General features: G+C 46.9%; 27 protein-coding genes. 12 read left to right on the top strand and 15 right to left on the bottom strand.

Annotated features, from left to right (window positions below; all coding sequences use genetic code 11):
* Positions 1-202: 202 nt before the first annotated feature.
* From H8K32_RS10515 to H8K32_RS10505, 3 genes are all read left to right on the top strand, one after another.
* Positions 203-2,272 (top strand): M13 family metallopeptidase, encoded by a 2,070-nt coding sequence (locus tag H8K32_RS10515; protein ID WP_186912451.1) that lies wholly within the window; start codon positions 203-205, stop codon positions 2,270-2,272.
* 101 nt (positions 2,273-2,373) lie between these two features.
* Complete coding sequence (locus H8K32_RS10510; RefSeq protein WP_186912450.1) at positions 2,374-3,357, top strand: LLM class flavin-dependent oxidoreductase; 984 nt, start codon at positions 2,374-2,376, stop codon at positions 3,355-3,357.
* Between the two features lie 167 nt (positions 3,358-3,524).
* Positions 3,525-5,168, top strand: a complete 1,644-nt coding sequence (locus H8K32_RS10505; protein WP_186912449.1) for a methyl-accepting chemotaxis protein — start codon at positions 3,525-3,527, stop codon at positions 5,166-5,168.
* A 136-nt stretch (positions 5,169-5,304) separates the two neighbouring features.
* Here H8K32_RS10505 and H8K32_RS10500 read toward each other — a convergent pair whose 3' ends face one another.
* The 3 genes from H8K32_RS10500 to H8K32_RS10490 form a co-directional block, all read right to left on the bottom strand.
* Complete coding sequence (locus tag H8K32_RS10500; protein WP_186912448.1) at positions 5,305-8,547, bottom strand: efflux RND transporter permease subunit; 3,243 nt, start codon at positions 8,545-8,547, stop codon at positions 5,305-5,307.
* Between the two features lie 2 nt (positions 8,548-8,549).
* Positions 8,550-9,728, bottom strand: a complete 1,179-nt coding sequence (locus H8K32_RS10495; RefSeq protein ID WP_186912447.1) for an efflux RND transporter periplasmic adaptor subunit — start codon at positions 9,726-9,728, stop codon at positions 8,550-8,552.
* A 367-nt stretch (positions 9,729-10,095) separates the two neighbouring features.
* Entirely contained in the window at positions 10,096-10,587 is a 492-nt protein-coding gene (locus H8K32_RS10490; RefSeq protein WP_186912446.1) for a low molecular weight protein-tyrosine-phosphatase, read from the bottom strand.
* Positions 10,588-10,796: 209 nt separating this feature from the next.
* On the opposite strand from H8K32_RS10490, the gene H8K32_RS10485 reads away from it, so the two are divergent.
* The gene (locus H8K32_RS10485; protein ID WP_186912445.1) at positions 10,797-11,366 is read left to right on the top strand and encodes a GNAT family N-acetyltransferase; all 570 of its coding nucleotides are present in this window, start codon (positions 10,797-10,799) and stop codon (positions 11,364-11,366) included.
* Positions 11,367-11,447: 81 nt separating this feature from the next.
* Here H8K32_RS10485 and H8K32_RS10480 read toward each other — a convergent pair whose 3' ends face one another.
* Positions 11,448-11,699 carry a hypothetical protein gene (locus H8K32_RS10480; protein WP_186912444.1) on the bottom strand — a complete coding sequence of 84 codons (252 nt, stop codon included), beginning with the start codon at positions 11,697-11,699 and terminating at the stop codon, positions 11,448-11,450.
* A gap of 32 nt (positions 11,700-11,731) precedes the next feature.
* The gene (locus H8K32_RS10475; protein WP_186912443.1) at positions 11,732-12,130 is read right to left on the bottom strand and encodes an MAPEG family protein; all 399 of its coding nucleotides are present in this window, start codon (positions 12,128-12,130) and stop codon (positions 11,732-11,734) included.
* A gap of 224 nt (positions 12,131-12,354) precedes the next feature.
* Here H8K32_RS10475 and H8K32_RS10470 point away from each other — a divergent pair, with 224 nt between their 5' ends.
* The 5 genes from H8K32_RS10470 to H8K32_RS10450 all read left to right on the top strand — a co-directional run bounded on the left by H8K32_RS10470 (position 12,355) and on the right by H8K32_RS10450 (position 14,795).
* A complete protein-coding gene (locus tag H8K32_RS10470; protein WP_186912442.1) occupies positions 12,355-12,753 on the top strand; it encodes a hypothetical protein in 399 nt (132 codons plus the stop codon).
* Positions 12,754-13,086: 333 nt separating this feature from the next.
* A complete protein-coding gene (locus H8K32_RS10465; RefSeq protein ID WP_186912441.1) occupies positions 13,087-13,356 on the top strand; it encodes a hypothetical protein in 270 nt (89 codons plus the stop codon).
* A 343-nt stretch (positions 13,357-13,699) separates the two neighbouring features.
* Entirely contained in the window at positions 13,700-13,960 is a 261-nt protein-coding gene (locus H8K32_RS10460; protein WP_186912440.1) for a hypothetical protein, read from the top strand.
* Between the two features lie 168 nt (positions 13,961-14,128).
* A complete protein-coding gene (locus H8K32_RS10455; protein WP_186912439.1) occupies positions 14,129-14,455 on the top strand; it encodes a hypothetical protein in 327 nt (108 codons plus the stop codon).
* A gap of 67 nt (positions 14,456-14,522) precedes the next feature.
* Positions 14,523-14,795, top strand: coding sequence for a hypothetical protein (locus tag H8K32_RS10450; RefSeq protein WP_186912438.1), 273 nt, complete (start codon positions 14,523-14,525; stop codon positions 14,793-14,795).
* 227 nt (positions 14,796-15,022) lie between these two features.
* Here H8K32_RS10450 and H8K32_RS10445 read toward each other — a convergent pair whose 3' ends face one another.
* From H8K32_RS10445 to H8K32_RS10420, 6 genes are all read right to left on the bottom strand, one after another.
* Positions 15,023-15,994: a M23 family metallopeptidase gene (locus H8K32_RS10445; RefSeq protein ID WP_186912437.1), complete on the bottom strand. Its 972-nt coding sequence runs from the start codon at positions 15,992-15,994 to the stop codon at positions 15,023-15,025.
* A 1-nt stretch (position 15,995) separates the two neighbouring features.
* Positions 15,996-16,595, bottom strand: coding sequence for a hypothetical protein (locus H8K32_RS10440; protein WP_186912436.1), 600 nt, complete (start codon positions 16,593-16,595; stop codon positions 15,996-15,998).
* A 25-nt stretch (positions 16,596-16,620) separates the two neighbouring features.
* Positions 16,621-17,427, bottom strand: coding sequence for a tRNA-uridine aminocarboxypropyltransferase (locus H8K32_RS10435; protein ID WP_186912435.1), 807 nt, complete (start codon positions 17,425-17,427; stop codon positions 16,621-16,623).
* A gap of 186 nt (positions 17,428-17,613) precedes the next feature.
* Positions 17,614-17,802: a rubredoxin gene (locus H8K32_RS10430; RefSeq protein ID WP_186912434.1), complete on the bottom strand. Its 189-nt coding sequence runs from the start codon at positions 17,800-17,802 to the stop codon at positions 17,614-17,616.
* Positions 17,799-17,990 (bottom strand): rubredoxin, encoded by a 192-nt coding sequence (locus H8K32_RS10425; protein ID WP_186912433.1) that lies wholly within the window; start codon positions 17,988-17,990, stop codon positions 17,799-17,801. The genes H8K32_RS10430 and H8K32_RS10425 overlap by 4 nt, the downstream gene beginning before the upstream one ends.
* Positions 17,987-19,183, bottom strand: coding sequence for an alkane 1-monooxygenase (locus tag H8K32_RS10420; protein ID WP_246447260.1), 1,197 nt, complete (start codon positions 19,181-19,183; stop codon positions 17,987-17,989). Before H8K32_RS10420 ends, H8K32_RS10425 begins: the two co-directional genes overlap by 4 nt.
* A 173-nt stretch (positions 19,184-19,356) precedes the next feature.
* Between H8K32_RS10420 and H8K32_RS10415 the strand changes: the two genes are divergently transcribed.
* Positions 19,357-20,241 (top strand): helix-turn-helix domain-containing protein, encoded by an 885-nt coding sequence (locus H8K32_RS10415; protein WP_186912432.1) that lies wholly within the window; start codon positions 19,357-19,359, stop codon positions 20,239-20,241.
* A gap of 165 nt (positions 20,242-20,406) precedes the next feature.
* Complete coding sequence (locus H8K32_RS10410) at positions 20,407-20,601, top strand: hypothetical protein (protein WP_186912431.1); 195 nt, start codon at positions 20,407-20,409, stop codon at positions 20,599-20,601.
* A 246-nt stretch (positions 20,602-20,847) separates the two neighbouring features.
* Here the strand turns inward: H8K32_RS10410 and H8K32_RS10405 are convergent, their stop codons facing one another.
* From H8K32_RS10405 to H8K32_RS10390, 4 genes are all read right to left on the bottom strand, one after another.
* A complete protein-coding gene (locus H8K32_RS10405) occupies positions 20,848-21,471 on the bottom strand; it encodes a glutathione S-transferase family protein (RefSeq protein WP_186912430.1) in 624 nt (207 codons plus the stop codon).
* Between the two features lie 43 nt (positions 21,472-21,514).
* A complete protein-coding gene (locus H8K32_RS10400; RefSeq protein WP_186912429.1) occupies positions 21,515-21,787 on the bottom strand; it encodes a KTSC domain-containing protein in 273 nt (90 codons plus the stop codon).
* A gap of 25 nt (positions 21,788-21,812) precedes the next feature.
* A complete protein-coding gene (locus H8K32_RS10395; RefSeq protein ID WP_186912428.1) occupies positions 21,813-22,187 on the bottom strand; it encodes a nuclear transport factor 2 family protein in 375 nt (124 codons plus the stop codon).
* A 62-nt stretch (positions 22,188-22,249) separates the two neighbouring features.
* Positions 22,250-22,732: a hypothetical protein gene (locus H8K32_RS10390; RefSeq protein WP_186912427.1), complete on the bottom strand. Its 483-nt coding sequence runs from the start codon at positions 22,730-22,732 to the stop codon at positions 22,250-22,252.
* Between the two features lie 227 nt (positions 22,733-22,959).
* Here H8K32_RS10390 and H8K32_RS20585 point away from each other — a divergent pair, with 227 nt between their 5' ends.
* On the top strand, positions 22,960-24,933 hold the full coding sequence (locus H8K32_RS20585; protein WP_281388519.1) for a methyl-accepting chemotaxis protein: 1,974 nt from the start codon (positions 22,960-22,962) through the stop codon (positions 24,931-24,933).
* Positions 24,934-25,019 lie beyond the last annotated feature (86 nt).

Below are 25,019 nucleotides of genomic sequence, written 5' to 3'. Positions count from 1 at the left end.
GGAAAAGATCCCTGTTCATCATGATGGATGGGGATTTTTTTAAGGAAATGTAAAAATAGCGCGATAGTTTAAATTTCAGCGTCGAACTAAGTCAGGAATTTGTAATCAGAATCGGGCGTTGCATTCAAAACTTTGATGTGGAAAGCACTGCAACCATCGCAAACATAACAAGAATTATTGAGACAAAAATTAAGGATACTAAATGAAAAACAAAAAATTACCTCGGTTAAAACCAGTTGCAGTGCTGTGCATGATGTTGGCATTGCCCTTGGGTACAAGCCTGGCGCACGCAGCTGATATGACACCTGAAGAAATCGCCGCAGTTAAAGGCGATGGCATCGACAATTCAGTCAAGCCTGGTCAGGATTTTAACAAGTACGCCAATGGCGGTTGGGAAAAAAACGCTAAAATTCCAGATAGCAAATCCGGAGTCGGTTTGTTCGATATGCTGGCAGAAGAATCGGATGATGCCGTCGCTCGCATCATACAAAAAACCTTACAAGCTGAACCAGGTACTGCCGCCAGAAAAATCGCTGATTACTATCAGGCTTACTTAAATACTGCCGCAATCGACCAACGTGGATTAGATCCTATTCAGCCGCGTCTCGACGCGATTGCCGCGCTGAATGATAAAGCTGCGCTGGCAACCTATCTGGGTCGCAATTTACGCGCTGATGTTGACCCTATCAATGCCACTAGTGTATTTACAGAAAATCTGTTTGGACTGTGGGTCTCGCAAGGCTTTCACCACCATGCAAAGTATCAGGCTTATTTGTTGCAGGGCGGCCTAGGCTTGCCGGATCGTGAATACTATCTCGCCAACAGCGCTGATATGGTTAAGTTGCGGGCAAATTATCAGGACTATATCGCCACCGTGTTGAAAATGGCGAATGTACCAAATGCTGAAATCGCCGCCAAACGCGTATTCGATCTCGAATTAAAAATCGCTAAAGGCCACGCATCGCGTGAAGATACTTCCGACATGCAAAAAGTCGATAACACCTGGCGTAAAGTAGATTTCAACAAAAAAGCACCTGGTCTTGATTGGAATGCTTACTTTGCAGCATCAGGTCTGGACAAACAAACGGAATTCCTGATCTGGCATCCAACTGCATTAAAAGCGTCCGCCAGTTTGGTTTCGTCGATCTCATTAGATACATGGAAAGACTATTTACGTTTTCACTCCATCAATCAACGCGCTAGTGTCTTACCTACGGTATTTTTCAAAGAAAAATTTAAGTTTTATAGCGCTTTATCAGGAACGTCGGTACCCGAGGCGCGCGAAAAATATGCCATCAATGCAACCAATAATGCATTGGGTGAAGAAGTAGGTAAGTTATATGTCGCTGAGAACTTCTCACCAGAAGCCAAGGAGAGTATCCGTTCCATGGTGACGAATTTGCTTGCAGCACTGAGCGACCGGATTCAAAACAATACCTGGTTAGCAGCAAGCACCAAAAAAGAAGCGCTGCAGAAAATTAAAAACACTTACGTCGGTGTTGGCTATCCCGAAAAATGGCGCGATTACTCAGGCTTAGAAGTCAAAGCAAATGATGCGTATGGCAATGCTGAGCGAGCAAGTGCGTTTGAATACCAACGTGCTCTGGCAAAGTTTGGTCAACCAATCGATGACACTGAATGGTGCATGAACCCGCAATTGGTGAATGCAGTCAATATGCCTTTACAAAATGCAATTGATTTCCCGGCTGCGTATTTGCAATCACCAAACTTTGATCTCAATGCCAGCATCGCGACCAATTATGGCGCATTAGGAGCCACAATCGGCCACGAAATCAGCCACAGTTTTGATAATACCGGTGCCATGTTTGATGCCAAAGGTGAACTGCGCAATTGGTGGACCAAGGCCGACCTGGCTCGTTTTAATGCTTCAGCCAAGGCCTTGGTAGCGCAGTTTGATCAATACCGGCCTTTCCCTGATCTGGCAGTAAAAGGACAGCAAACTTTGGGCGAGAACATTGCTGATCTGGTCGGTTTGATGGCATCCTATGATGCTTATCATGCGGCGATGAAACAAAAAGGCCAGGAACCTACTGAAGCAACAGACAAGGAATTCTTCATGGCTTATGCGAAATCTTTCCGCAGCAAGGTGCGTGATGAAGTCTTGCGTACCATCGTGATTACCAACGAACACGCGCCGGAACAATATCGAGTGCAAACCGTGCGTAATCTGGATGCATGGTACAAAGCCTTCGATGTCAAACCTGGTGAAGCGCTGTATCTGGAACCTAAGGCACGCGTTAAAGTCTGGTAAAAAATAGCCTCAAAAACGAAGTCGGATCAGATGGCGCATAATAAGCGCTATCTTGTCCGACTTTTTTACAGGTCGGAATATCTGCAAAGGATTACCGTACCATGACGCAACTTTCGATTCTTGACCTCGCACCCATCGCGCAGGGTAGTTTGCCCGCACAATCTTTCAAAAATTCACTCGATCTGGCACAACATGCAGAACGCTGGGGTTACCAGCGCTTCTGGCTGGCAGAACATCACGGTATGCCGGGTATTGCCAGCGCGGCTACGTCTGTGCTCATTGCTCATGTTGCCGGTGGCACCAAAGCCATACGCGTTGGTGCTGGTGGCATCATGTTACCGAATCACTCGCCATTAGTTATTGCTGAACAATTTGGTACGCTGGAATCCCTCTTTCCTGGACGTATCGATTTAGGTTTAGGACGTGCCCCCGGATCTGACCAAAGAACCGCCCGTGCTTTACGCCGCAATCTGAGCTCTGATGCCGATGAATTTCCGCGTGATGTAGCTGAACTGATTGATTATTTTTCTGATGAGCCACAATCGTCCATACGTGCCGTGCCCGGTACCGGTTTGCATGTTCCGGTGTGGATTTTGGGTTCAAGCTTATACGGCGCACAATTAGCAGCAGCAATGGGTTTGCCGTACGCATTTGCCTCCCATTTTGCTCCGCAAGAAATGATGCAAGCCATTGCCTTGTATAGAGCGACGTTCCGACCATCGATCCATTTGAAAAAACCATACGTTATGCTGGGTTTCAATGTCTTTGCCGCAGAAACGGATGCACAAGCGCATTATCTGGCGAGTTCAGCACAACAAGCCTTTATCAACCTGCGTAGCGGCCGGCCAGCAAAGATTCCACCACCAGTGGAAAATTTTATGCAGCAAATTGGTGAAGCCGAACGTTCATTGCTGAATCAAATTCTTGCTTGTTCCGCGATCGGTGCGCCAGCTACCGTGGCACAACAAATACAGGCATTTATTGCTCAGACAGGCGCTGATGAATTGATGATCGCCTCCAATATTTTTGAGCATCAGGCGCGCTTACGCTCCTATGAAATTGCTATGAATGCATTTCGTGGTTAAGGAGGTTTTGTTTACGAATTAATGAAAACACTGACAGGGTTTTGCAGACTTACACAAACTTTCATAAACATTCATAAACATTCACAAACGTTCACAATTGCTTTTCTACAATGCTCCTAAAATGAATTATCCACTTGCTGTGGTCTATACATTTTGGGAGAACAGGCATGAAAATTAACGATATCAAAATAGGTACCCGGTTAGGTTTATTAGCCGGATTCTTGTTGCTTTCCATGCTTGTTGTTGGCTTTAATGACTGGCTGAATCTCAGAAATAGCAACATTCGTGTCCGTGAAGCAATGGAACGCTCATTGCTTTTGGAGCAATCCGTGGATGCTGCCAGAAAATCTCAGGTAGATTTTAAGATTCAAGTCCAGGAGTGGAAAGATCTATTGTTGCGCGGAAATGATCCGGCTGCCTTTGAAAAATACCAAAATGCTTTTAAAACCAAAGGTGATGAAACTCAGGCCGACTTAAATAAATTAAAAACCTTGTTTGGCAAATTAGGCTTAGACCTCAAGCAAGTAGATGTTGCAAAGCAATCCTTGCAAGAGCTGAATGGTAAATATTTGACTGCGATGAAAAGCTACGACGTCGCCAATCCAGAAAGCGCGCATATTGTTGATGCCTTAGTCAAAGGAATGGACCGGGCACCAACGAAGCAAATTGGTGACATTGTTGCTTACGTGCTGGAACAATCTGAGCACATGATGGCAGAAACCAGCGAACAGCAAATCGCTGCCTATAAAAATGCGAGCCTGTTGTCTCTATTGGGGATGGTACTGGCTTTTATACTTGGCATTGTAATTACTTACTACTTTGTGGGCAGCATTACCCGTCCTTTGGCACATGCTGTGCATATTGCCAGAACCGTTGCTGCCGGAGATTTAACGGCGAAGGTTGAAGTGGTAGGAAAAGATGAAACAGCGGAGTTGCTCATGGCGCTCGAAGAAATGACCGCTAGTTTGATTAAAATCGTGAGTGAGGTGCGTACTGGTACCGAAACTATCGCCACCGCATCATCAGAAATTGCCAGTGGCAATTTAGATTTATCGTCACGTACCGAACAACAGGCAGGTTCTTTGGAAGAAACCGCCGCCGCGATGGAAGAACTATCGAGCACCGTCAAACAAAATTCTGACAATACCAAAGAAGCACAAATGATGGCAGATAATGCCTCAGGTATAGCACAAAAAGGCGGTGCCGTAGTAGGTGATGTGATCAGTACGATGGGTTCTATCAATGAGTCATCCAAAAAAATTGTGGATATTATTTCAGTGATTGATGGAATTGCCTTTCAGACCAATATTCTCGCCTTAAACGCTGCCGTAGAAGCAGCCAGGGCTGGTGAACAAGGGCGTGGTTTTGCCGTAGTGGCATCAGAAGTACGTAATCTGGCACAACGTTCAGCCAGCGCAGCTAAAGAAATCAAAACGCTCATCAATGACTCAGTCGAGAAGGTTGGAACTGGAACCAAACTGGTTGATCAGGCAGGTGAAACGATGCAAGAAGTGGTTGCTAGTGTTAAACGCCTGACGACTATCATCAGCGAAATTGCCAATGCCAATCAGGAGCAGTCTACTGGACTCAATCAGATTAATACGGCCATTATCGAGATGGACAATGTCACACAGCAAAATTCAGCGTTGGTGGAACAGGCCGCTGCGGCAGCTGCATCCATGCAAGATCAAGCGTCTTCGCTTGAAAACGTCGTGAGACAGTTTCATATTGGCGGCGTTGCTGACAACAGCAGGATAGCAAGGCCCGCTGCACAACGTGCGGCGCCACCTAAATTGAAGTTAATTGCTTAAACGTCTTTTCACTCAATTCTAAGTATTTCTGAGCCTGAAGCGAATACAAAAAAGCCCGCAAATTTTCATTTGCGGGCATCAAATACCAGAGAGCGAAAATGGGAGAACTCTCTAGCGGGAGGAACAAGTCAGGTGTTCAATTCGACTCTGAGCTCACTGCTTTCATGTTGATATGTGAGCGGCGAGTACGACCTGATACCAAACCAAACAATTTGCCCAGCATGCGATACACAAATCGCAGCAACAACAGTGTGCATAGTGCTTCCAACATTGTCATCGCAAAACCAACGATAGAGTTGTAACGGGTCATACGAGCACGCATTTTTTTCATCATGCTTTCACGTGCAATTTCTATGCTGTCGTAGAACGTCGGTACCACCAACAAAGTCAGTAAGGTCGAAGTGATGGTGCCACCGATAATTGCGATCGCCAGTGGACGGTAAAACTCGCCACCCTCGCCCAAGCCCAGAGCTACCGGCATCATGCCAGCAATCAGGGCAAAGGTCGTCATCAGAATCGGGCGTAAACGTACCCGACCGGCTTGCATCAAGGCTTCTTCTCGTTCCATTCCATCGGCTTCATTTTTACGTGCTGCGTCAAGTAAGAGAATCGCGTTCTTTGCGACCAACCCCATCAACATGATCACACCAATCAGACTCATCAAATTGATGGTGCTGCCAGTCACTAACAAAGCCAACACCACACCGATCAAGGACAATGGCAGGGATAACATTACTCCCATTGGTGCCGTGAACGAGCCAAATTGCATGACGAGAATCAGATACATTAAACCGATGCCAGACAGCAGCGCAATTGCCATCGCACCAAATACTTCTTCCTGATCCTGACCAGAACCGGCAATTGCCAAGCCATATCCAGGCGGGTAGTCGAAAGATTCAGCCAGTTTTTTAGCTTCCGCAATTACTTCACCATTCGAGCGACCTTGTACATTGGCAGACACGGTAATCGTGCGCTTACCTTTGTTATGCTCAATCCCGGACGGGCCTTTACCCATGCTGATGGTCGCAATCTGATCTAGCGGCACCATTTGGTTTGTGCCTGTGACAGCGATTGGTAAGCGTTCGATATTTTCTTTGCTGATGCGATCATCTGGATGCAAGCGCACGGCGACATCGCGGGTTTCGCCCGTCGGATCTACCCAATCACCAACCTCAATACCAGCAAACGCAACACGTAAAGCCTGTGCAGCATCGCTAGAAGAAATACCCATAGAATTGGCCAGACCACGATTGAGTTCTATCTTTAACTCTTTCTTAGGATCTTGCTGCGACAAACCAATATCAACAGCACCAGGAACGTCATGCAATTTTTCCATAAAGGCGCCGGTAATCTCTAACAGCTTACGAGAATCCGGGCCGGTGAATTCGATCTGTACCGGCTTTTGTGCACCGTTATTGAGATCATCTAGCACCACGTATTCGGCACCGACCAGAGATTTGATTTTTTCTCGCAATTCGACAGCGATCTCTTTTGCAGTACGTTTGCGCTCTGTACGTTTGCCAATATCGACATAAATACGACCACCAGCAGGATTAATGTTGCTATTGGTTTCTTTGACTTCCTTGATAGAGCGGGCAAGTTCTGCGGCTCTTTCCATTTTCAATTTGGCGTATTCCAACGAGGAGGAAGCAGGCGTACGGACTTGAATCATTAAGTTGCCCGAGTCGGTCGGCGGTAAGAAGCTGGTGCCGCCCCATTGCGCTTGCAGTCCTAATGCTGTGACCAGGCTAATGAAGGCAATCGCAGCCATCCAACGGCGGTGGTGCAAAGCCCAGGCAATAACGCGGCTATAGCGGTCAGCCTGGCTATCAAACCAGTCATTAAAACGTGCCAATACCTTGCTGATACCTTTTTTTGGTGCAGTGTGATGATCGACCGGATCACCCCAGTACGCTGACAACATAGGATCAAGTGTAAATGAGATACCCAGACTGACCAGCACGGAACATGTTACCGTTAACGCAAACGGACGGAACCATTCACCCGGCATACCTGGCATAAATGCGACTGGAATAAATACCGCAATAATGGAGAACGTTGTTGCTGCCACCGCCAAACCAATTTCTGCCGTACCTTCGAGTGCTGCTTTGCGACGATCAGAGCCCATTTGCATATGTCGCACAATGTTTTCGCGTACCACAATCGCATCGTCAATCAATACACCAATCGCTAATGACAAACCAAGCAAGGTCATGAAATTCAAGGTAAAACCGCACAACCAAACAGCGATAAAGGCTGCTACCACTGAGGTGGGCAAACTCAAGGCAGTGATCAAGGTTGAACGCCATGAGTTCAAGAACGCGTAGACCACAAAAATCGTCAGACAGGCACCCAGTACCAATGAATCGACGACATTGTTCAGACTATTTTGCGCTTCTTTACCACCGTCACGGGTGATTTCAATTTTGGTTCCAGGATGATTTTTTTCAAAATCTTTATTAATTTCATCAACTAATTTGTGTACTTCTTTGGCTACTGAAACCGTACTGGCTTCGCGTGATTTCGTGATTTGAATACCGACATTGGGTTTGCCACTACGTATCGATAAGCCATTAATATCCGCAAAACTATCATCTATCGTCGCCACTTGTGCAAGCCGGACAATTTGATCGCCGTTACGTTTTACCACAATGCTTTGAAATTCTTCTGGTGACTCAATACGACCGACAAGACGTATGCTTTCTTCTTCAAGGTCGCCACGCAGCTTACCTACCGGGGCATTGCTGTTTTGATTGCGTAGAGCATTGACTACTTCGCCTATTGAGACATTGAATTCACGTAATTTCTCTGCTCTGACTAAAACAGATAATTCACGTTTCAAAGAACCATTGACGATCACGGTAGCAACACCCGGGACGCCGCGCAATTTGTCCGCTAATGTATCTTCTGCCAGCCGGGAAATTTCAGCATGCGTCATTTTGCTGGAAGACAATGCCAGATTCAGAATGGGCTCTGCCGATGGGTCCCAACGTTGAATAACAGGCTCACGCATTTCCGTTGGCATCTTATAGCGCACACTGGAAATGACATTACGTACTTCATCTGACGCCTCGATCATGTTCTTTTTAAAATCGAACATGATGTCAAACGTCGCCACACCTTCATTGGCAGAAGCATTGAGTTCGCTGACGCCCTGAACGCTCATTAAGGATTTTTCAAGGCGATTGATGATGTCTCGCTCAACAGTATCAGGTGATGCACCGGGATAAGTGATGATGACAGACAGACCGGGAACCGCGACATCAGGGTTTTGATTGACACGCAATTTGCTGAGTGCCAACAGCCCCATCGCCATTAGCGCGATGATCATGACGATCGTCGCAATTGGCCGTTTAATACTGAAATCAGATAAAAACATAATTAGTTTCCTTCTGAATGAACAGCGGCTGAAGCGGCGACTTTAGCAACCGCCATTTCTACGTTCTGGTCGTCTTTAAAGTTCGAGCCTGGACTGCGCATCACCAAATCGCCGGAAGATAAGCCTTGGCGGATTTCAACATTGCCAGAACGTTGATCGCGTTTTCCTAATACCAGATCAACCTTCTTCAATTTGTTGCCAGCGACACGCCAGGCATAGGACTTATCCCCTGCTTTGACAATGGCACCTTCTGGAAGTGTCAACGCATCAATCGTGGTTGATTCGATATTGCCTTCTGCGAACAATCCAGACACTTTGGGTTGATTGCTATCGGCGAATCCTACTAAGACCTCAACCTGGCGCGTGACATCATTCGCTGCCGGGTCGACCCGTGTTACTTTGCCGTGAAACTCCTGATTGGCGTAGCCATTGACCCGGAAACTGACCGGTTGGCCGACCTTGACCTGAGCGATGCGATCAGCAGAAACATTGCCGACAAAACGCATACTGCTGGTATCAATGACTTTGACTAACTCTTTACCCAATGATGCCGTGTCACCTGCAGAGACCTTACGTTCGCTAACGACACCATCAAATGGCGCACGCACGACGGTACGTTGCAATTGCTGGCGCGCGTTGGTAGCACGGGCTCTCGAAGCCGACAATTCGCTTCTGGCAGCATCGACTTTGACTTCAGCATCATCCAATGCTTGTAGTGAAGCCATACCTGATGAGCGCAAGGTTTTGAGGCGTTGCAGAGAACGATCCGCCTGCTCCAGGGATAGTGCCGCGCTGCGCGCATTGTCTTCGGCGGAATTGAGGTTGTCGCGGATCGATGTCTCGTCCAGCTTGACCAAAATATCACCCCGTTTGACGACGTCGCCATTTTCTTTTAACACTTGCAAAACAATCGCTTGTACCTCAGCGCGTAAATCGGCTTTTCGTTCCGGCTGTATTGACCCGGTAACAACCGGACCAGATACCATAGCGTTGGAAGCGATTTTCACCGTATCTTCAGGTGCAATCAGTAATTTGACGGCGGGTTTTTCCTTCTTATCAGTGCTAGCTTTGTCTGCGACAGTGGTTGCACTGGCAGTATTGGCCTTTTCTGGCTCTTTATTATTGTTACAAGCTGCAAGCGTCGCTGCGATGGCGATGGCTATCAATGTTTTACGTAACATGGCGGGTCTCTTACGCTGTTGAAATAATCGGGACTTCAGGGATGGTGCAGTATTATGCACTGTGGCATCTCAGACAAGTACCAATGACTTAAGTTGCGTTAATTGAGGGATGAAATGCACTTTTTTGAGGTTGAGCGGCAAAAAAGTGTATTTCCGGGGGCACCAGTCAGTATGGAATAAGAATGACAAGATCTTTTGGGCTTACGCAAAACTGCCCCAGCAGCGTTATAACTCCTAGCCGTTTCCTTTTACTGTCGTCGCATGTCTTGCCGGAACTATTCTGCGTAGCTCCTATATTCCTTAAAATTGGTATTTTAATAATTAAATTTAAGGAAGGAATTGTGAGCACCTATGTGCTAAAAAAGCCTTAAGACCGCGACTCGACCTGTAAATCGTGCAATAAACCCTCGGTAGCGTCCTCAATGTAATCGAGCACCAGATCAAAGCTGCGGCCACCATCGTAATATGGGTCAGGCACTTCGGTGTTATTGTTATGTTGAGCGTAACGCATGAGCAGCCCTAATTTTTGCCGATATGGCAATGGGCAAGCGGCTTCTAGCAAGGCCAGATTATTTCTGTCCATCGCGAGTATCAGATCAAATTTCACAAAATCGTCTGCTCTGACTTGTCTGGCCCGCTGCATACTCAGATCAATTCCCCGTTTTAAAGCGTACGTCTGAGCACGCGGATCCGGCGCTTCTCCCACGTGGTGCAAATGTGTACCCGCTGAATCAACAATGAGTTGATCCAATAAACCGGCCGCTTTCGCTTTGGCTAAAAACACACCTTCGGCTGTTGGTGAGCGGCAAATATTGCCCATACATACGAAGAGAATAGAAGTCACTTTGGGAGCATTCATCTGCAAAGTTGATGGGAAGTATCGGATCGACCAGGGGAGAAAGTTATATAATGTTACGCGGGTTTTTTATAAAAGCTGCATGATTTTTGAGTCGCAAATGTGAACAATTCATAAATTTCAAATGGCAATGAATTCCGCCTCACAATGCCTATTTGATTCGCAATACGGTTTGCAATAAGTTGATCAACGTTTCATCATTTTGAGTACCCATGACACTACAATTCCCTGATTTGCAGACTGAATTTGTCACCTTTCAACATCTGAGTTTTCGCCACGCAAGTAATGAAGACGCGGAAGTCGTTGCGCAACTGGTAAACAGCGCCTACCGCGGCGAAACTAGCCGTCAGGGATGGACGACAGAAGCAGATTTGCTAGAGGGCTCGCGGATTTTTGCCGCAGAAGTGCTGGAAATAATTGCCGCCAGGGATTCCGTTATTCTCTTGTGCCTGCAAGAGCAAGAAATAATAGGCTGCGTCCATTTACAAAAAAACGATGATGCCGCGTATCTGGGCATGTTTGTAGTGCGCCCGAACTTGCAAGGCAATGGTATAGGCAAGCATTTTATGCAAACCGCAGAACAGCACGCGCACAAGTTGTGGGGCATCAATAAAATTTGGATGACCGTAATTAGTGTGCGTGAAGAACTGATTGCCTACTATCAACGCCGTGGCTACCTGCGCACCGGAAGATTTAAACCATTTCCTAAAGACAATGGCAAAGAACAGATGCTGGTCGATAATCTTCAATTTGAAGAGATGGAAAAGATACTTACTGTTTGAACTCGACCTATTCTTGTCGGCGGGGCGGATCCAACTAGCCAGGTCGTTGCTTTGCGCCCCTCACATCCCGGTTACTAAAACCTATTCGTTCCGATAATAGTACAAAGCCACACACAAAACTAAGCCCACCAAATAGAGCAAGCGCGTATCACTACCGGTGACGTAAGGGTAAAGCATCAAAACGACGCCCAACCATTTGATTTTTGAACGCGCCGTCTTTTTACCAAAGCGATACGCGACGAAGCCAATAATGCCAAACACGATCGCACCAAAAATGTAAGCCGGTGTCGGTAACAGGCCTATTAACATACCTTGCAATGCTTGTTCATCCATTGTGGCAACTTTCTAAGCGATTCAAACGGCGTTTAGGTTACTGACTGCAAGAAGATGGTGATACAGCTTGCAACGCCAGCGGTCCAGATCAAAGTCCGAACTGTACCTGCATTCATCAAATAGGCGGCGACATATAAAACCCGCAAACCAATAAACACTAACGCCAGCGTATCAATCCGACCTTGATCACCATGCGCTTGCTGTGCCAGGACAACCGCCGCAATAAATAGTGGCAGTGCTTCCCAGCCATTATTTTGTGCGGCCTGAGCGCGTTGCTGCCATCCCGAAAGATGATTAGCCCATTCACGCGGATTATTATTATCGTAGCGAGATACGCCAGCAGATTTTTTTGCCGATCCGGCTTTGGCCAGCCCGACCGTACATATCGGTAATAAACAGGCTGCCAGGACACACCAATTTGCAATCGTCATTGTTGACTCCTTCACTTTTTGATCGGTCAGATGGAAAGAATTTCTTACCTTGTCATACTAAGGCAAAATCAAGCATTTGACACGATTAACGATTTTCCATAATTTTCTTCAAATCCATGTCAACACATATCTTGTTCATCGCGTTCTTGGCTTACGTAGACTGACTACGCAAGATTAGTAAAAACCAAGAACATTGAACCGCAAACGAAAGAACAGGACCTATCATGAAAACGATTATCGCCGCTATCATCGCCACTACATTTGCTATGGGTACTGCGTTTGCTCAAACACCAGCAACCACAGCCGCAACCACATTAACCAGCGCCGCCAGCGCACAAGCCGCTTCAGTAACGAACAATACAAAAGCATCTGTTGTCAGCAGCGCAAAATCAGCAATGCCAACAGCTGCAACCGCAACCGCAGCAGGTAAGCCTGAAGTCGTTACCAGCGCTCAACCAGCACCTGCAATGACAGCACAAACTGAGACAAAACCAGCAGCACCAGTGACCAAAAAAGCACATAGAAAACATGCTAAAAAACCAGCTGCAGAGACAACAACTGCGGTAAAAACAGATGCTAAATCTGACCCGCAATCCAAGGCTAGTTTAGCACCAGCTAAATAATTGCAATACATTTTCAATCGCGGCCTCGATTATCGAGGCTAAAAATAAACAGCGCACATCAATATGATCTGCGCTGTTTTTTTACTGAAATCTCTCTCTCAAAATTCATTGCATAAAAAAACGTAAAGAGATACGGGGATACTTTTTTGGTTATCCACCATTTTTTGACTGACGTAATTTTTCGAAAAATCTACTTAGAAGGCTGCTTTAAATAATTTATAAAATGAAGGTCAACGGATATGCATCTGACCGCGTTCTTAGCTTACGTAGATTGACTACGCAAGAGCAGTAAAACCATAGAACATTGAAGCAAACTTAAGAACAGGACTTATCATGAAAACGATTATCGCCGCTATTATCGCTACTACATTCGCTATGGGTACTGCGTTTGCCCAAACACCAACAGCGTCTGCTCCAGCGAAAGCAACTGCAACACCGGCCGCAGCAATGGCACAAACAGCGAGTGCAACCACTGATGCAAAACCAGCAGCGCCAGTAGCAAAAAAATCGCATAAAAAGCATGCGAAAAAAGATGCTGCAGAAGCGACACCAGCTGCCACATCTCATGTCAAAACTGATGCAAAAGCAGGATCAGAAAAATAAATTTTTATCCGGCCTCAATCAATGAGGTTAGGTGATTAAAAACAGCGCAGATCGAAATGGTCTGCGCTGTTTTTTTTTCGCAATATGGTATCTACTTTGACCATAAACATCTCTAAATTTAAATATGACCTGAAAAAAATGTGCTTTGGCGGTTGACATAAAATTGTTAAAAAAAGCTAGTTTAGAACGACTCTACCAATTCCAATGAATTCAACAAAATGCTGTCAACAGCTTGTTATTCGACCGCGTTCTTGGCTTACGTAGACACACTACGCAAAGTAAAAAAACAGCAGTTAAGCAGCATTCAAACATAAGCAATATTTTTTATAGAACAGGACTCATCATGAAAACGATTATCGCCGCTATCATCGCTACTAGTTTCGCAATGGGTACAGCGTTCGCCCAGACACCAGCAGCGAGTGCACCAGCGAAAGCAAGCGTTGCACCGGCAGCCGTAACTACTGCAACTTCGACAGCTTCTACCACTGCAAAAGCCGATGTAAAACCAGTTGCATCAGTAGCTAAAGTAGCTCATAAAAAACATGCTAAAAATGAAGTTGGCACAGTCGCTAAGGTCGACACTAAATCGGAAAAAAGCCATTAGGAAAAGAAACGGCGAATGCAAAAGTAGATGTAAAAGTTGAACCGAAGACCGATACAAAAGTGGCTGTCAATCAAACGACAACACCAGCAACAAAGAAATAAATTTGTCAAAGTCAATTACAAAAAGTAAGCACACTATTTAAATACTGAATACAGAAAAGGATCTATCATGAAAACAATCATCGCCGCTATCATCGCTACTACTTTCGCAATGGGTACAGCATTTGCCCAAACACCAGCAACGACAGCACCAGCAAAAGCAAGTGCTACTCCAGCGGCCGTTACTGCACCTGCAGCACCCGCCGCAAGCGCAAGCACAGAAGCAAAAGTAGCAGCGCCAGTAGCAAAAGTTCAGCACAAGAAACACGCAAAAAAAGAAGCTGGATCAGAAGCAAAAGGCGAGCAAAAAGCTGAAGTAAAAGCTGATCCAAAAGCGACTACAAAACCAGTTGCTAAAGTTGTCGCCGCAGCAGCATCTACTGCGACCGGAAAATAAATCCTTATCAAGTAAAAGATCAACCTAAAAATGTATTGAAATTAACGATCAAAGAATAGGACACATCATGAAAACGATTATCGCCGCTATCATCACTACGACTTTCGCAATGGGCACAGCATTTGCGCAAACACCTGTAACTGGGGCTTCTGAAAAATTAGCTACACCTGCTGTAGTGACGGCTGCCAAATCAGCCTCTGTTAGTAGCACCACTTCGACCGCTCCAACTGCACCGGCAGCAGTTACAGCAGCATCCTCAGCGTCAAATCCTAAAGGCTTTGAAGCTGGTACAAAGAACAATATGAAGCATCATATGGGTTCAAAAAAAGGAGCGGAATAAAAAATGGAAGTGAAGACGGATACCAAGGTTGACACAAAAGAAGCTGCAAAAGAAGCTACAAAAGTGCCGACAAAAATCGCACCAAAACCTCAAGTTGAGAAAGCAGCCGCATCTAAATAAAAAAAATTGATCGAGGTATTTTTCGATCATCGTTAAGTAAAAAACCGACCACTTTCTGGTCGGTTTTTTTGTTGTGCAATCAGTGCTTAAGTTGGATGTAATTCTTGTCAACAGCCCTTCATACACTGCAAAGCGGCATCGTCAATAACACCATCTTGCGAACATTTTTTGACGCTGCGTTTAGCCTTAGATGAAGGCACGAAGTTTGCATCGTTCACACCAGTTGATAGCCATGTATGATACGTGGGCGTAATGGTGTTGCTCTTGGCATTTTTGAATTGAATCGGAAATGACACAATACTTCCATCTTCATTTTTTTGTAACGCAAAATGAAGATGGGGTTCGGTAGAGAATCCACTGTTACCAGACGACGCGATTGCTGTTCCAGCCGTCACTTTCTGGCCTACGGCTACTTGCGAAGAAAACCGCTGTAAATGTAAATACAAACTCCACGTTCCGTCATCATGCAAAATTCTGATGTAGTTTGCTTTATCTTTGTATTCGGGCTCCGCTTTTCCATTGTCAGGAAATTGATTAACGTTTTCAATGACTATGCCGTCGCGCGCGGCGACCACCGTTGTACCAATAGGCATGAGAATGTCGATGGCATATTTACTCGCAAAATCATGATGAGAAAAAATCGGACCATCCGATGCTTGTGAAACTTGAAAAATCCGGTCAGATCTGAACGGAAGCACATAAATTGCACTTGTTTTGGCTTGTGCATTTGGCTGACCAATCAGATATTCGTACTTAAAATAAAAGGAATACACTTGTTGCGTATCTGCGGCCGACACTTTTACAAGTTCAAGCGTTTCACCTGCTGGTATCAAACGTGTAATCGGCCAACTCGTGCTGGAGGCGATATTGTTGGCACTAGTCAAGGTCAGAGTGACTGTTATCGGAATTTGGCTCAGATTTTTCGCAATGACCGTGTCGGCATTTGCCACCTTGACTGTCTCAACGTTGATTAATGGGGTTTCGGCTCCAGAGATTTGGGGCATCAGTAGGCAAGATAGAAACACACATTCCAGCATTTTAAAGATGCAGAACAGGCGACCTGGTTTTCTGGTTTTCATATTAATGCTCCGCCATATAAATTACGCGTGGACAAGTTGGATCTTGCTTGGTTTGTGGACACCAGAACGACACCGTGATCGACCAGCGTTGACAAGAAATTTCTATCAAATCAGGTCGGTTACCCATTCCCATATTGCAAGTCGATTGCAAAGCTTTGTCGATACTGAGTCCCTGAAAGTATCCGTAGCTACTGATTTTTTTCAGTGTAGTCACACCGCGTAAAGGGTCAACTGTGCCAGGACGTACGAGCAATTTGCGTTGAGCTAGTGGGACAATCGTTTCTAATTCTGCCTCCCCACAACTCCATTGGTTGCCATCCCGCCCGCACACGGCAACGTAATACGTGGGTTGACCTGCCAATTGTGCATGCGGGCGGCACTTTACATCGGCAAAATTGGCGCGACCATTGGCCTCCATAGAGCGGGCATCAATTTCTGCTACCGCCAATCCGTATTGAGCACCACACACCGTTTGTTCCAATTGCAGTCTTTCCTGACGCGATAACTTCGCCGGAAAACTGTCGTCACTTGCTTGCGTGGTTGAACACAACGCGGCGTAGAAAAATGCCAGGACATATCGCCACCGTTTCAGCTGTTTCATAAAGAACATACAGAAATGAGTTTGATTAGTTTTGAGGGCTATCGCAGTCAGGTTTATTCATGTTAGCACGTGTTAATCCTGTTATCGCCTGCAAACGCTGATGCAATTCATCATCCCAACTCACTTTGATTTGTTGTTTTGCACGTAAATAATGGTCACTGAACACATCCAGATAGGCATCTAGCGTCTGCGCTGCCAGCGTATCACCCGCCATGCCCAGGCATACTGCGGCGACTTCCGAAGTGCATAAATGATCATCACGTTTAGAGCGGCGTAAGCGATAACGGGATAATTGTTCCGGCGCCAGACTGAGAACGGGGAATGGCAGCAGGTAAGGACTCTTTTTAAAAATTTTGCGTGCCTCTGACCAGGTTGCATCAAGCAAAATAAACAACGGTCGTTTTTGATGAACGGTGGCGCATTCATCGCCATTCGCTTCTGGCAATAATTGATCGACGACACGTTCCGGCGCGACAAATTCTCCCGGAAACACTACATATGGCTGCCATTGCGGATCTGCTAACAGTGCTAATAAAGCAGGGTCCACTTCGGTACGCGCCCAGCCAAACGCCATGGTATCGGGCACTACATCGGCAATCAACCAACCAGTATTGCTGGGTTTCAGGGTTTCATGTTCCGCCATCAGCAGGCACACCCCAGCGCGTGTAGCAACGATGGGACGCAGATGGCATAGACAATGACTTAACACCAGTCGGCAGCCCGCACAACGCTCGCCATGCGGCCCGCCACGCGCCATAAATGGCCGCGTGCTACGTAACAGGCGATTCGCGCGCAAATGTGAGACGGCGTGGGGTGGATGCGTTGGTTTCATGATGACAGCAGGGCAGGAAAGTCCTGCATTTTAGTGCAATCCTGCTGTAGCATGTGCGTCGCTTACATTTTAAAACCTTTAAGTTTTCGTGCCTTAAAACCACGCAACGCAGAGGCGCGGACGCATGGAAGTAAAATAAATGACGTTTAAGGTGTCAATCTTCTTTTGTTTATCCTATTCCTATTCCTATTCCATTAATACAAAGTCACCTTTTGAGGCTGAACAATCGGGGCAGGTCCAGTCTTCCGGAATATCTTCCCAGCGTGTACCGGGAGGGAAGCCATCTTCCGATAAGCCATATTTCTCATCGTAGACCATTCCGCAAGTGACGCAGCAGTATTGGCGGAAGACAGCAGCTTCTGTGGAAGTAATCATACATTTGCCCCTTCCTGTTTATCCTCGGTAAGGGCAATAAAGTCCGGTTTCTCACGCACAAAACATTGCGGGCACGGAAAGTCCGCCGGAATCGCTTGCCAGCGCGTGCCTGCCGGATAGCCTTCGTGCTCGCAACCGTGTTGCTCATCGTAGATATAGCCGCAGTCGGGGCATTGATAGGCGCTCATTCTGGGCTCTCTGATGTTGGCTGATGATAACGTTGGAATAGGGCGTCGCGCTTTGCCGGATCCAGGTTGACCAGATTCATGTCGCCAGCTGCCCACGCCACCACACGTTGATTCATCACCGCAAACCACAGCGGCGGAAACAGCGCCAGAAAGAACATCGCAAAATAGCCTTGCGGCAATTGCGGCACATCATCAAAATCGCGCAACACCTGATACGGTCTGGTCGGATGGGCGTGGTGGTCAGAATGCCGCTGTAAATGAACCAAAAACAAATTCGACAATTTGAAATTACTATTCCATGAGTGTTTTGGCTCACACCGTTGGTAGCGACCATTTGCCTCTTTCTGACGTAACAAGCCATAGTGTTCTACGTAGTTCGCGGAAGTCAGCTGCCACCAGCCAAATATCGCTGCCAGAAATAAATACGGCAGCAAGACTACCCCCCAGAAATACAGCATCAAACCATAAGCAACCAAAGTAAAAGCCCATTGCTGCAAAATCTCATTCTGCGGTGACCACCAATGTTTATTCTGCCGTTGCAAACGACTCGCTTCCAGCTTCAATGCCCTTACCATAGTGCCGGGTAGCGCGCGGCAGGCAAAGCGGTAAATCGACTCACCCAAACGCGCTGACGCCGGATCTTCAGGCGTAGCAACGTCTTTGTGGTGACCTTTATTGTGCTCGACGATAAAGTGACCATAACCGCAACAAGCGATGACCAGTTTGCCAGCCAAAGTTTGTTGGCCATCGGTCACTTTGTGCCCCAATTCATGACCGATGGCGAGGCCAACACCATTCACCAATCCGGCACTCAATCCTGCTCCCAATATTGCGGGCCATGACCATTCCCAATGTGATACCACATACGCCACGCCGATCATCGCAGCCCAATGCATAGCGGTAGCGCAGTACAACACGCGGGCAAAGTAGCGATCGCTTTTTAGCAGTTCGACTTGTTCATCAGAGGGATTGGCGTGATCTTTTCCAAATACAAGATCCAGCGCCGGAATCAGCATATAGCCCACTGGCACCACACTCCAGAACCATGCGCCTTGCTGAAAATGCACTGCCGTATAAGCAGATACCAGCGGTAATGTTGGTAATACAAGCGAAATCAGATACCAGTAACGCTTATGGCTTAGCCACTTGCGTTCCAGCATATTCACCCAACGGTGATTGGTGATGGTTGTCATAAAGGTCTCCGTTATTTTTTGCTGACGCTTTTGATGGTTGGTATATGGTCTGCCAGTATGTTCATTTTGTGCCTTTCTGTTGTTCGAAAGTGCGATAAACTGAGCCTGTTTTTATCAAAAAACGATCATTTAGTGGTCATTGAGCGATTACTCGTCGGCACATCGGAGGTGGGATGAAAGTCTGGGAAGAAGTCAGCAAAATCCTTGGCGTAAAGCCGGTTGTCAGCGCAGAAATTGGCACTCGCTCAGATGATGGTATTGCCTTGCGGGCTGAACGTTACCTGTTCCGGATGACGCAGCGCCAGATACCAGCCTTACCCGCGATGGTCTTGCTCTCGCACCTGGGCGGTGGGCGCGCGCATGAAGGCCACCAACCTGAAGCTGGCTTTGATTCTATCCCTAGTTTTTCGGCGGTGATGCAAGCCAATTGTCCGACTGAATGGCTATTTGGTGGCGCCATCGATGTGGCGATTTTTTACTTTTTAGAACCGTATTCACGCAATGCGATTCGCTTACAAAATCTGATCAGCAGCACACCAACGCTTTACCCATTCAACGATGCGCTCGTCAATGCGCTGGCGCGGCAGATTGTCGATGAACTTAGCAAGGGCAGAGCGGCTGATGAGGTCTATCTAACGCAATTGAGTGCGCTGATGGTGGAGCAAAGTTGTCGTACGATAGAAGGCATGACAGGCAAAGGTATGCGCCCTGATACTTTACAAATCGGGCGTCTGGAAGCGGTTTTAAACTGGATACAAAAAAATCTGGCAGCAGAATTGCCAATTGCCGAGTTAGCACAACACGCCGGGGTCAGCGCCCCTCATTTCCGACGCTTATTTTTGCAAGCCATGAGTGTCACGCCGCATCGCTACGTTTTGCAATTGCGCTTGCAACGTGCCAGCGAGTTATTGACCCGTACCGACTTGTCCATAGAACGCATTGCTCAAGATTGCGGCTTCAGCAGCCAAAGCCACCTGACGGCGAGTTTTAAAACCGCCTACGGGGTCACGCCAGCGCGGATGAAGCAGAAGGCGCGCTTGTCGCAGTTTTCGGAATAAGGGGCGGACATTCACGCTAGCGCCATTTCGTTTTGTGAGGTAGGTTGCACCCGCCTTACGCACTGCTTTTCCGTTGATTTAATACAACTAATTATTGCTAATAATGCTTGTAAAACGCATAATCGTTCAGCAAAAAATCTTTCATACAAAATTTGAGGAGAATCTATGAACAAAACAATGCAAATCTGCAGCATCCTGGCCATGGTGTGTGCGCTGAGTGCCTGTGTTTCAGTCAGTGAGAGCAATATGGAAGGTGGTAAACGTATCGCTGAGATGTCACAGCAAGCTATTGCAACCTGTGGTCAGGGAAATGTAGATAAAGTAACGACGACGAGCTATACCTGCAAGGCAAATAAATAAGAGCAATGTAGATATTGTTATTACTGTTATCCAATGTAATTCAAACCTCATCTTTATTGCATTGATTTTCAATATCTAAAGCGGTCACATTTCGTAGAACCAAGCCGGGAGTCGTCCGGCAGCCGCTTTCTTTTCTTTGCGTCGCCAAAGAAAAGAAAGCAAAAGAAAGTAAAAGAAAGGCGATATTGCAACGACTCCAGTAGGTCTGGTCTGGAGCGCGTCGCACCCGCCCCACAAATACAGCGATTATTTTGCTTCAAACTTCGCGTAATACGCCTGTACCGCAGGCAATGCAGCGATACGTTTCATGTGGGCGTTGAGTGCCGGAGCGACTTTTTCTACCAGGTCGGTCGGTACGTGATCCAAACGGCCAGAATTCAGGCCGCGTACATCCACAAACACTTTTAAATCCGCGATCGTCAAGCGGTTGTCTGCAAAGTATTCGCCGCCGCGTGCCAGCAATTGTTTTTCTAACCATTGCAGATAGACTGGCATAGAACCATTGACCAAAGCCAGACGTGCAGCTCTTTGTTCCTCGCTTGTCATACGGAAAGTAGGGCCCAGTCTGACTGTCGATTCTTCGACAACGTACATCACTTCATCGCACAATAAAGCCTGCAAAGGATCGGTTGGGTACAGGTCTGCCAGTTTGCCTGCGTAGCGCAAGATAGCATCGCATTGCGTGATCACCACACCATCGATTTCCAGCAAGGGCACCTGACCAAACGGCGCGATTTTACGCACATCAGGAAACTCAGCAAATGTAAAACGATGGTCTTCAAACGCAATGCCGCCAATTGCCAATGCAAGTCGCACCGGTTCGCCACGACCGCCATGAAAGTCGAAATAAGTCAGTTTAAGTTGAGACATCTTGTTCTCCTTGAGTAGTGATTATTAATAATTTGTATTACTGTTAATTTTCGCCCAGCGGCTTGAATAAATCATCAAGCCCGGCAGGACGCGATTGAGAGCGCGCTACGCCGCGCTTACCCATAAATTCTTCTTCAATATTATCGCGGTAATAGCTCCACGCAGAACCAGAGCTTGATAGCCGACGCCACACCTCTTGGCCGACGCCTGAATAATCAATCGCGCTGCCATCATCAAACTCAACCCGTAGCACGCGTTCGCGTGGCTCGTAGCCTATGGCACGCAGCTTGCCGGCATTGATACGTTTCATTTCCATCGTGGTCTCCTACGCTTGAATCCGCTTACAGCTCTTCACCAGGCGTTTTCTTGCCGGGTATAAAAGTGATTTTTGCAATTTTATCTTCACGTGCCTCATAAATCACAATCGCTTCCAGCACGCCCGGTCCTTCAGGCAAGGTCATGCGCACACGTTCCTGATCGATCACGGTATTACCCATAACCATGCGTTTCACAATCACACAATGCAAAATCTCGTCCGCGAAGCGTAGCGTATAACGTTCACGCATTGTCGCTTTTCCTTGATACATCAGCGTCGCCGGAAATTCAAATACCTCAACGTCCTCCGTAAAATTGGACAGAAACGGTTCCAGAGCACGGGCATTGTAGGCAAGCAATTGCTGCTCAGCAGCGATTTCAGCGAGATGAGTTGTCGTCATGTATGGTTTTCAGAGGATAGCAGAAACGTTAAAAAAGGTCTGAGAGTGAGCCACAGTACAAATTATTTTGTCTTGCAAGAACTGGTTTGTGCATACACGCTGACTTGTGTATTTTTGCTGATCTCATCGTTGATTGCCGCCGCGGCGTATCCGCATGTCACGTTCTCCGATTGATAACCACGCACTGAAGGTAAGTTGCCAACACCTACACCGGCTTCTACCGAGCCAGAAATTTTTTTGCGGCTTTCGTAATTACCCAGACTCTTCTCAAAATCATCATGCATCGTCGTAAAGACGTCGGGTTTGACGTTGGTCTGGGGAGCGTCCTTGCTCATTTCTTTTGCAGCCTGCTTGATTACTTTGTCGTTAACTTTATCCACGTCGAGATGAATCGGCACGGGCGGTGGTGCTTCGGCGACAGATGATGCAGGGGAGGGCATCGTTTGTGCCGAAGCACTTGCACAGAAAAAGCCAAGGAACACCAGCGCGCATAGTTTTGGTAAGCGACAAGGATGCAGCATTTTTACGTGCATTTTATTGATCATTACTTCATCACTTTCGTGGGTAGACTTATTTTGTTTGACCAAAAAAACTCAATTCCGAAGTTTTATTGATTTAAATTATATTCAATTAAATATCGTTCAATTCTGGCAGCCGTTGGACATTCATTTTCACAACAAATTCAACGACAAATAGTGCTCTTTAGAAACTTGCGTCCATATTTTCTTTGATACTATCACACTCGTTTTCCAGCCAGAGCGAGCCCCATGTCATGTCAATAAGATTTAAAAAATATACAGAATGGACAGTCGGATCCAAACTCACGTTCATTATTACCGTTGTTTTCAGTATCATTTTGCTTTCTTTTACGTCTGTCGTAAATTACAACCTCAAGCAACAGGCTGAAGCGCAAGCGATTGCGAATGTCACTGACAGAACGCAGTTTGTTGCCGACATGCTCAATTTGTTTGATGCAGATTTGCGTAATCAAACCAGTGATGCCATCAAGGTATTTAAAGGCAATTTCAAAGATGGTTTTGCGCTGGATGCCAACCGCACTATTGATGTCGCAGGCGTAAGCACAACGGTACTTAAATCCGGTACGCAAGATTTGAATGGAGATTTCTCGAATACAGACCGACTCAGCAATGAGATCGGCGTCGTCGCTACCATCTTTGTCAAACAAGGCGATGAATTCATCCGCATTTCGACCTCACTGAAAAACGAAAAAGGCGAACGCGCCGTCGGTACACCTCTCAACCATGCCAGTCCGGCGTATCCTGCGCTGACAGAAGGTAAATCCTATGCCGGCCTGGCGATGCTCTTTGGTAAACAGTACATGACGCAGTACGATCCGGTGTTGGATAGCAATGGCAAAGTGATTGCCGTCTTATTTGTCGGTAAAGACTTTACGACCGCCATTGATCAGATGAAGGCCAAAATTCGCTCGATCAAACTAGGTCAATCCGGTTACTTCTTTGCGCTCGATGCGCGCGAGGGAAAAAACTACGGCGATCTTTTACTGCATCCGACCAAAGAAGGTAAAAACATTCTTGATGCCAAAGATCAAAACGGGCACGAATTTATCAAAGAAATGTTGGAACGCAAGCAAGGGGTGGTGCGCTATCCTTGGACCAATGCAGAATTAGGCGAGACCGATGTTAGAGAAAAAGTCGTCGCGTTTTACCCCGTCAAAGGCTGGAACTGGGTGGTCGCTGGCGGCATGTATGCCGATGAATATGCAGCAGAATCAAATCGTACCAATACGCGCTATCAAATGATCAGCATGGTCCTCATATTTATGCTGAGTGCACTGATGTTTAAGGTCATGCGCATACGCTTAAGCACGCCATTGCAACAAGTGATTTTTGCCGCCAGCAAAATGGCAAATGGTGACCTCACGGCGTCGCTTAACGTAACCCGTGTCGATGAGATTGGGCAACTCATGCACGCGATCAATGGCATCAGTAAAGGGCTGCGCGTATTGATCAATGAAGTGCATCAAAGTGCGAATATGATTGCCCACTCCGCTCAGGAAATGTCCGATGGCAATGCCGATTTGTCTGCGCGTACCGAATCACAAGCAAGCTCGTTGGAACAAACAGCCGCATCCATGGATGAGCTGACCAGCACCGTGAAGCAAAATTCTGAAGGCGCCAAACACGCCAATGAATTAGTACACGCCGCATCCGCAGTGGCGTCCCAAGGTGGCAAGGTGGTCAGCGACGTGATCGATACTATGTCGTCGATTAAAGACAGCTCCAAAAAAATCGTCGACATTATCAGCGTCATTGATGGCATCGCATTTCAGACCAATATCCTCGCCCTGAACGCCGCCGTCGAAGCCGCACGCGCAGGTGAACAAGGGCGTGGCTTTGCCGTCGTTGCCAGCGAAGTCCGCAACCTCGCACAACGCTCAGCCAGCGCCGCCAAAGAAATCGCTGCTTTGATTAAAGACTCCGTCGCCAAAGTAGAATCTGGCAACTTGTTAGCCGAACAAACCGGTAAGACCATGGGCGACATCATGAACTCGGTTGATCAGATCACCCAAATCACCTCGGAGATCTCAACCGCCAGCCAGGAACAAAGCGACGGTATCGAACAAGTCAACCAGGCGGTATCGCAAATGGACGACATGACCCAACAAAACTCCGCACTGGTAGAACAAGCCTCCGCCGCCACCGAAACCATGCGCGAACAAGTCGAACATCTGGTGCAGTTGATTAGCGCGTTTAAGTTGAAATAAGAAGTAATGGCATGTGGCTTAGGGGTTGGATTTTTCCAACCCCTAAGCGGCGATAAAAACATAGCCCGGCGCCACACATCTCAACA

Origin of the sequence: Cognatundibacterium jejuense, assembly GCF_014284255.1 — a bacterium.
GTDB lineage: Bacteria > Pseudomonadota > Gammaproteobacteria > Burkholderiales > Burkholderiaceae_D > Undibacterium > Undibacterium jejuense.
Note: the sequence above shows the minus strand (reverse complement) of the source record. Positions and strands in the feature narration are given on the sequence as shown.

Coding starts and splice junctions, on each gene's coding strand:
- H8K32_RS10515 (WP_186912451.1), top strand. CDS start 203: ATGAAAAACAAAAAATTACCTCGGTTAAAACCAGTTGCAGTGCTGTGC.
- H8K32_RS10510 (WP_186912450.1), top strand. CDS start 2,374: ATGACGCAACTTTCGATTCTTGACCTCGCACCCATCGCGCAGGGTAGT.
- H8K32_RS10505 (WP_186912449.1), top strand. CDS start 3,525: ATGAAAATTAACGATATCAAAATAGGTACCCGGTTAGGTTTATTAGCC.
- H8K32_RS10500 (WP_186912448.1), bottom strand. CDS start 8,547: ATGTTTTTATCTGATTTCAGTATTAAACGGCCAATTGCGACGATCGTC.
- H8K32_RS10495 (WP_186912447.1), bottom strand. CDS start 9,728: ATGTTACGTAAAACATTGATAGCCATCGCCATCGCAGCGACGCTTGCA.
- H8K32_RS10490 (WP_186912446.1), bottom strand. CDS start 10,587: ATGAATGCTCCCAAAGTGACTTCTATTCTCTTCGTATGTATGGGCAAT.
- H8K32_RS10485 (WP_186912445.1), top strand. CDS start 10,797: ATGACACTACAATTCCCTGATTTGCAGACTGAATTTGTCACCTTTCAA.
- H8K32_RS10480 (WP_186912444.1), bottom strand. CDS start 11,699: ATGGATGAACAAGCATTGCAAGGTATGTTAATAGGCCTGTTACCGACA.
- H8K32_RS10475 (WP_186912443.1), bottom strand. CDS start 12,130: ATGACGATTGCAAATTGGTGTGTCCTGGCAGCCTGTTTATTACCGATA.
- H8K32_RS10470 (WP_186912442.1), top strand. CDS start 12,355: ATGAAAACGATTATCGCCGCTATCATCGCCACTACATTTGCTATGGGT.
- H8K32_RS10465 (WP_186912441.1), top strand. CDS start 13,087: ATGAAAACGATTATCGCCGCTATTATCGCTACTACATTCGCTATGGGT.
- H8K32_RS10460 (WP_186912440.1), top strand. CDS start 13,700: ATGAAAACGATTATCGCCGCTATCATCGCTACTAGTTTCGCAATGGGT.
- H8K32_RS10455 (WP_186912439.1), top strand. CDS start 14,129: ATGAAAACAATCATCGCCGCTATCATCGCTACTACTTTCGCAATGGGT.
- H8K32_RS10450 (WP_186912438.1), top strand. CDS start 14,523: ATGAAAACGATTATCGCCGCTATCATCACTACGACTTTCGCAATGGGC.
- H8K32_RS10445 (WP_186912437.1), bottom strand. CDS start 15,994: ATGAAAACCAGAAAACCAGGTCGCCTGTTCTGCATCTTTAAAATGCTG.
- H8K32_RS10440 (WP_186912436.1), bottom strand. CDS start 16,595: ATGAAACAGCTGAAACGGTGGCGATATGTCCTGGCATTTTTCTACGCC.
- H8K32_RS10435 (WP_186912435.1), bottom strand. CDS start 17,427: ATGAAACCAACGCATCCACCCCACGCCGTCTCACATTTGCGCGCGAAT.
- H8K32_RS10430 (WP_186912434.1), bottom strand. CDS start 17,802: ATGATTACTTCCACAGAAGCTGCTGTCTTCCGCCAATACTGCTGCGTC.
- H8K32_RS10425 (WP_186912433.1), bottom strand. CDS start 17,990: ATGAGCGCCTATCAATGCCCCGACTGCGGCTATATCTACGATGAGCAA.
- H8K32_RS10420 (WP_246447260.1), bottom strand. CDS start 19,183: ATGACAACCATCACCAATCACCGTTGGGTGAATATGCTGGAACGCAAG.
- H8K32_RS10415 (WP_186912432.1), top strand. CDS start 19,357: ATGAAAGTCTGGGAAGAAGTCAGCAAAATCCTTGGCGTAAAGCCGGTT.
- H8K32_RS10410 (WP_186912431.1), top strand. CDS start 20,407: ATGAACAAAACAATGCAAATCTGCAGCATCCTGGCCATGGTGTGTGCG.
- H8K32_RS10405 (WP_186912430.1), bottom strand. CDS start 21,471: ATGTCTCAACTTAAACTGACTTATTTCGACTTTCATGGCGGTCGTGGC.
- H8K32_RS10400 (WP_186912429.1), bottom strand. CDS start 21,787: ATGGAAATGAAACGTATCAATGCCGGCAAGCTGCGTGCCATAGGCTAC.
- H8K32_RS10395 (WP_186912428.1), bottom strand. CDS start 22,187: ATGACGACAACTCATCTCGCTGAAATCGCTGCTGAGCAGCAATTGCTT.
- H8K32_RS10390 (WP_186912427.1), bottom strand. CDS start 22,732: ATGATCAATAAAATGCACGTAAAAATGCTGCATCCTTGTCGCTTACCA.
- H8K32_RS20585 (WP_281388519.1), top strand. CDS start 22,960: ATGTCAATAAGATTTAAAAAATATACAGAATGGACAGTCGGATCCAAA.